The organism is Paenibacillus sp. 1_12 (genome assembly GCF_900114475.1).
Classification (GTDB): domain Bacteria; phylum Bacillota; class Bacilli; order Paenibacillales; family NBRC-103111; genus Paenibacillus_S.
On sequence record NZ_FOTE01000054.1, the window covers coordinates 1 to 5,865 of the forward strand.

Sequence of the window (5,865 nt, forward strand, 5' to 3'; positions counted from 1 at the left end):
CAAAGAAACTGATCGCATTTGCGGGTATTGATCCTAGCGTTTTTTCTTCAGGAAAGTTTACTGCTACTCGAAATCCAATTACTAAACGCGGTTCTAGAAAGCTCCGAACAGCCTTATACCAAGCTGTTCGTTGTGGTCTCCGAAGCTCACGTAATAAAAAATTAAGGGTTTATTACGTTAAAAAGCGAGCTGAAAGCAAACTGTTTAAAGTAGCTGTGATCGCTTGTGCAAATAAACGGATCCACTGGATTTATGCCATCTTAACCAAGAAAGAAGCTTTTCGCTTCGTCTGATTAGCAAGCCTTAGATATTGAGGTAAACCTTCCCAAATGCTGTGGGACGGTTATTTATCGTACCCTTTTATCAGTATAGCATCCTTCGTTTCGTTCATTAATTATTAAATATTGACAGCCTATTAGCTGGTATAGTTTAGCCAGTTACAGGTCAGTCTACTGTTTGTCGGCAATCGGACAATGTTCTTGTCATGAATCGGGAATCGGATCAAGTTCTTGTCATTGCCAAATGACAAGAACTTGATCCGATAACTAAAAAATCCCGCGGTTTACGTGGACTTCATTCGGACAATGTTCTTGACAACCGACATTTGTCGACACAAAAGTTCCTACATAAACGACACAAATAGGAACTTTTGTGTCGTTGGACAGTGTTGTTGTGTGTCGTCTCTTTAATTTCGAACTTTTTCTTTCGTACTTCGGTTTTATCATTAATTTCCATACCGTTCCCTCATTCCGTCACTCGATACCCGCCCTTTAATTGTCATATATTCAGACGAATTCCTTTTTAGAGAGGTTCAATCTTTATCCCTGCACAATAAGAATAAGCAACCTTACGGGAATGGCGGGTATCCGAACTCAATACCAAGTTATTTTTGAAAATTTACGGGCTTCCGAATCCATGAGACCGATGAATTCCCGGATCGGCTGTCGTCTATATAAACGAAGGCATAAATGAACACAAACTAATTTGACGAAGAGGTGTTTTGAAAATGGCATTAACGTCCGCATTCACGAGCTTCAACCTGCCTGTAAAAAACGTAGAACAATCGAAAGCGTTCTTCACCGGACTCGGATTCGAGCTCAACCCGCAATTCCCCGATAACGAGAATTCGGTAGCCATCGTGATCGGCGACAACCTGCAGGTCATGCTGATCAATCAAGCATTCTTTATTACGCTCACGGAGAAGGAATCCGTCGATACGAGCAAGTATGCGCAGATGACGATCGCATTGGCCTTCGAGAGCCGGGAAAAGGTCGATGAAATCGTGAAAACCGCGGTCACCTTGGGCGGGAAATTGCACGCTGAACCTGAAGATCATGGGTTCATGTATCATTGGGGCTTCGTGGACTTGGACGGCCATCTGTGGGCCATTAACTACATGAACATGGATGCGGCACAAGGTTAAGGCTAACGGAGAGAGAGCACGCTCGTACTAGGGTTCAAAAAGAAAGACGCCGGGCATATTCCCCGACGTCTTCTTCGCGATGATTAGTTTTGTTCGGTACCATGATCGCTTGCCAGCACTTTTTATCAGATTTAGTACTCATGGATAAAATTTAGCACGATCGTACTAATAATTCAATAACCAATAAATTAACCCTTATCTATAATTTTAAAAATAATTCGCAATACCTCACGCCAGGACTTGAATACTCGAACTATCCCCGTTACTTTAACGAATTTGGGAGCAGCTGCCGCGGCAAACTGCACTCCCAGGTTATTGTGCTGTAGTTCCCAGTTAGCGGAATGACCTTTACCTTATTTACGATAAGGTTCACAGCGCTATATGTAACGGTAAAGTTTTAAGTCCCTCCCTTTCGGGGTGGTTCTTTGCTAGATAGCAGCACCTTACGTCAGGTGCATAAAAATGGTGTCCATTGCTCCCCAAGGTGCTTCTTTCTCATCTATCTTCACGAAACCATATTTTTCGTACAAATTAACATGGTCACTGACAAGGTATGCTTTATCAAAACCCAGTTCCTTCGCGTATGCCAAGGCAGATAAAATCAACTTTTCACTTAATTGATTGCTTCTGTACTGCTCTCCCACAAATACAAACCCGATATAAGGTGTATAGGAAACATCAGGTATACAGTCGGTTTTTGCTAAAGTGCAATAACCAGCAATGTGATCACCATCAAGTGCTGCAAAAACTCTTTCCCAGTCTGAAAAATGGCATTTTTTCATTTGTTCGCTTAATTGGTTCCTGCTTTCCATGAACAATTCTGCGCATACTCAGCAACGACTTGCCACAACTTATCGCTATAAATAAGCGATTCTATTTGCATAAATACTCTCTTTCTTAAAGGCAGCCACCCGCTGGATAGCCCTTTGTCTTTTATTTTATTTGATTGCTCTCCGTTATCAAAACAAGTGTTCAACTCTTATTCATAACTTAACGATACAAGACTTGGTATGAACTAACATGATAAAAAATGATTATATTTTAACACAACGTCCATTGGTACTAACCTGCCCGCTACTTTAAATAGCCAAAAGAGGAGATGCCCGAAGCAATCTCCTCCACTATTGTATCCGTTAACTTAATGGGGCTGCAATCCTATAGTATCTACTCTCATCGTGAAATTCAAAGCCTGTTAACACAGCAAAGCCAACCGATCGAAAAAGGCGGCAGCCTCCTGATGAGGCTAATCCCGTAGCGACGCAACAAAAAAGCCGCCGTTTTTTTCCTCGGCGGCAGTATATATGTTATTCGCGTTCTCGGAGAAGATTGCGCAATCTTCGATCGATTAGCCACAGCGCCCCCCAAGCCAGTATGGCGACATAGACGGGAAACAGCAGATGAGACCACAACGGATTATCCAACCTGAGATGTGCAGCCACCGCGCCTCCTAAGTAACCCGTGAGCAGTAGCGCCCCCAGGAACCGAGTTCGCGGAATGGCATACAGCACGGTGCAGAGCAATACTAATACGCCCAACGTTGCAAGGTGGTGCTCCGCGAATCCGAGCGTGACCGTGCCTTCTACCACTTGTACGGGCTTGGCGAATTTCCCGATCCCATCGAACAGCATGAACAGAATAACAATCCCGCTCATGGCACGCGCTGTCCATAGCCTCGCATTAGAGATTTCTTTTACTGGTGGTGTCCCCGTTTTCATATTCGTCTCGATCATCGGGATTCCTCGGTATATTTCTTGAAATTATCCAAAATCGCCTGCCATCCCGACTGCTGCATTTCAATGGAATGCGTGCTTTCCGCGTCAAATATTTCAATCACCTTGGTTTCGTTTCCTTGATACAGGAAGGAGATCTCAACCGTTCTCCCGTCTTCCATTGTGTATGAAATCTGTTCATGCAGCTTCACGACGTCGTATGTTCCAAAGAAGTCAAACCCCATGCTGCCGTCTTTTGCTTCCATTCGGGTAAGGAATTTGCCTCCAACCCGCAGATCATTCTCCGCCTTCGGTGCGTGCCACGACTCCGAAGCTTGATTCCACTTCGTGATGTGTTCCGGCTCGGACCAGTACCTCCATACCTTCTCTACTGGCGCTTGAATGACGACTTGTACGGTAACTTTCGTCGATTGATTCGTTTCCATTGTAATAACATCCTCTCTTGTTTTTAGTTTTCACTTCTATAGACGAAACCAACCGACGAAATTCATCGGTCCAATCGATCCGGAAGTCCGAAACGGGCAAATAAGTCTCGATTGATGAAATTTTGGACGTGGAATACTTTGTTGTCTTTCACTTCTAAGAGGTGAATCCCCCAAGGGACCAAGCCGTCCTCTTCCCTGCTCCACATATACTGCGCTAACGCAGGAAAACCGCCATTCGCCGTAACCGGCACAAACCGGGAACCCTCGCAATGCCAACGCGTAAGCGTGAAGAACTTGAACAAATCGTCCTTGCCGCGCACCCACATAGGGAAAGGCGGCATAGACATCCGACCTTCTTCATGAAACAAGGCAACCAGGGCATTGATATCGAATTGCTCGAAGGCTTCCACATAACGCGACAACAATTCCTGATCAGGTGCCTCTTCGCTTCTATTGAATTCATCGGAACGGAGTTGTTCCCGCTCCAACGTATCTCTGGCTCTCTGCAGAGCGCTGTTTACCGCTGCCGACGACATGCCTAACGTCTCTGCGATCTGCTTAGAAGGCCACTCGAATACATCCTTCAGAATCATCACCGCACGTTGACGGGGAGGCAAGAGCTGTAAAAGTGTAATAAAACAGATATGCAGCGTATCTTTACGGATGAAAATATCTTCCGGATTATTCGAAAATTCAGGGGCTGGCCAAATCCAAGATGAGTCAGGCAGCGTCTCGCGAGGTTCGACAATGGATTTCGCTGGGCATGAGAAGTCTACGGGGCGAATGCGGCGCTTCGTTTGTCTTAGCTTGTCCAGGCATATATTTGAAGCGATCCGATAGACCCACGTTTTAAACGAGGATTCCTGTCGGAAGGAGCTCCAGCTTTGCCAGACGCGGATGAAGGTTTCCTGCACGGCATCGTCTGCGTCATCGATAGACCCTAGCATCCTATAACAGAACGAGGTTAACCCCGGCTTCAACTCGTCAAATAACTGAAGTTCTGGTGCGGTTACTTTCATTGCGGTGTCCACCCTTCATGGAACGAATTCTTCAATACTATAATACCTATAGAAGAATTCGTTTGTATATAAAAAAAGAGTAGCGCGACCAGATGGTGGGCAACTCTTTCTTCGTGAGGTATGGTTTACATCTCCGTGTAGATCTGGAAGGTCACGCCGTCGCCGAATCCAGGGCAGAAGGATTCCTCCTGTAACGGCATATTGACATGGTCGTCTTACTGCAGAGCATCGAATATTCGATTTGACTTCTCAATCACGTTCTACGTAATGCAGATCGTCACCCGTTTCCCGGTTTCGATCGGCGAACCCCAGGGCGCATCCGAGAACATCAAAGTGTCAAATATGTTGTGACTTTACTCTTTAAAACTATAGGAACAAAGAAAATGGCTCGATATGATATGCTGACTGTATTCCAAATTCCATAACGCTAAGAGATAACAATGAAATTAATTTTTCCAAATCCTGCATTGACACTATCCCGTTAGTTGAGCGAAGGCAGCCGATCCACTTTAACCGGCTGCCTTCTCCTATTGATTATAATTATAATTCTCGTATCTATAACAATTATGACTGTCGTCGATATACACAAGGGCTACTTCCCCGATGCAATATCCCCGATAATTTGGAAAATCTGATATATCATAAATGAGGCGAAAACAAGTACCGAGATAGTTCCATATATTCTTTGCGAATTTTGATACCATTTTGGAAATTGTTCGATTTTTTAGGTGCCCGGAAACCTTGAACACTATCACCATGTTTAATTACATCGTTAAAGGCATCCCTTTCGTCTATAATATTCGATTGCGTTCGTTTCAAGGTAAGGTGAATCGTCTCGTCATTGAATGGATTGTAGGAAGGACTGTTCATCTTAGACCCCCTTCAATTTATTATCCATATTATAACATTTAATTTAAGCAACAGGTGGATTTGTTAAACTATGCTGCCAGTTACTTCCCTCGGTTTTAAGGGTTTTTCTCACATATGCTCGCTCATTCGCAGGATTATACCCCTTAATAAAGGACATAACGGTATAATTACAGATGGTGATCCACCGAATCGACCATGAAGGCATGCGTAAACAGAGGGTCAGTTCATAACTTCCTCATTATTCCATTTACTGCACGTATTCTCCATACTGCCCTCGGGGGTTCACCCTCCCAGATCTCAACGGGTCTATGCCCTTGCCTTCCTTCGTTATACCTGCCCAAGGGGTGGAGGCCGATCGTGTTCAATGTATGGGTCTGCGCCCTTAAGTAACGGGTATT

Annotated in this window: 7 protein-coding genes; 2 read left to right on the forward strand and 5 right to left on the reverse strand. The window is 44.5% G+C overall.

Annotated features, from left to right (window positions below):
- Together BM210_RS33935 and BM210_RS33940 are read left to right on the forward strand one after the other, a co-directional pair.
- Positions 1–293: transposase (locus BM210_RS33935; RefSeq protein ID WP_143101179.1), on the forward strand; the 293-nt coding region annotated here is incomplete at its 5' end.
- A 713-nt stretch (positions 294–1,006) separates the two neighbouring features.
- The gene (locus BM210_RS33940; RefSeq protein ID WP_091177079.1) at positions 1,007–1,423 is read left to right on the forward strand and encodes a VOC family protein; all 417 of its coding nucleotides are present in this window, start codon (positions 1,007–1,009) and stop codon (positions 1,421–1,423) included.
- Between the two features lie 443 nt (positions 1,424–1,866).
- On the opposite strand, the gene BM210_RS33945 is transcribed toward BM210_RS33940, so the two are convergent.
- The 5 genes from BM210_RS33945 to BM210_RS33970 all read right to left on the reverse strand — a co-directional run bounded on the left by BM210_RS33945 (position 1,867) and on the right by BM210_RS33970 (position 5,467).
- Positions 1,867–2,235, reverse strand: a complete 369-nt coding sequence (locus BM210_RS33945; protein WP_091177080.1) for a GNAT family N-acetyltransferase — start codon at positions 2,233–2,235, stop codon at positions 1,867–1,869.
- Positions 2,236–2,727: 492 nt separating this feature from the next.
- Complete coding sequence (locus tag BM210_RS33950) at positions 2,728–3,153, reverse strand: DoxX family protein (RefSeq protein WP_091177081.1); 426 nt, start codon at positions 3,151–3,153, stop codon at positions 2,728–2,730.
- Positions 3,150–3,578 carry an SRPBCC family protein gene (locus tag BM210_RS33955; protein ID WP_091177082.1) on the reverse strand — a complete coding sequence of 143 codons (429 nt, stop codon included), beginning with the start codon at positions 3,576–3,578 and terminating at the stop codon, positions 3,150–3,152. The genes BM210_RS33950 and BM210_RS33955 overlap by 4 nt, the downstream gene beginning before the upstream one ends.
- 62 nt (positions 3,579–3,640) lie before the next feature.
- Entirely contained in the window at positions 3,641–4,597 is a 957-nt protein-coding gene (locus tag BM210_RS33960; RefSeq protein ID WP_091177083.1) for a sigma-70 family RNA polymerase sigma factor, read from the reverse strand.
- A 639-nt stretch (positions 4,598–5,236) separates the two neighbouring features.
- Positions 5,237–5,467 (reverse strand): hypothetical protein, encoded by a 231-nt coding sequence (locus BM210_RS33970; protein WP_091177084.1) that lies wholly within the window; start codon positions 5,465–5,467, stop codon positions 5,237–5,239.
- Between the last annotated feature and the right edge of the window lie 398 nt (positions 5,468–5,865).

Bases quoted from the DNA above. Each gene is read 5' to 3' on its own strand.
- BM210_RS33940 (WP_091177079.1), top strand. From the start codon at position 1,007: ATGGCATTAACGTCCGCATTCACGAGCTTCAACCTGCCTGTAAAAAAC.
- BM210_RS33945 (WP_091177080.1), bottom strand. From the start codon at position 2,235: ATGGAAAGCAGGAACCAATTAAGCGAACAAATGAAAAAATGCCATTTT.
- BM210_RS33950 (WP_091177081.1), bottom strand. From the start codon at position 3,153: ATGATCGAGACGAATATGAAAACGGGGACACCACCAGTAAAAGAAATC.
- BM210_RS33955 (WP_091177082.1), bottom strand. From the start codon at position 3,578: ATGGAAACGAATCAATCGACGAAAGTTACCGTACAAGTCGTCATTCAA.
- BM210_RS33960 (WP_091177083.1), bottom strand. From the start codon at position 4,597: ATGAAAGTAACCGCACCAGAACTTCAGTTATTTGACGAGTTGAAGCCG.
- BM210_RS33970 (WP_091177084.1), bottom strand. From the start codon at position 5,467: ATGAACAGTCCTTCCTACAATCCATTCAATGACGAGACGATTCACCTT.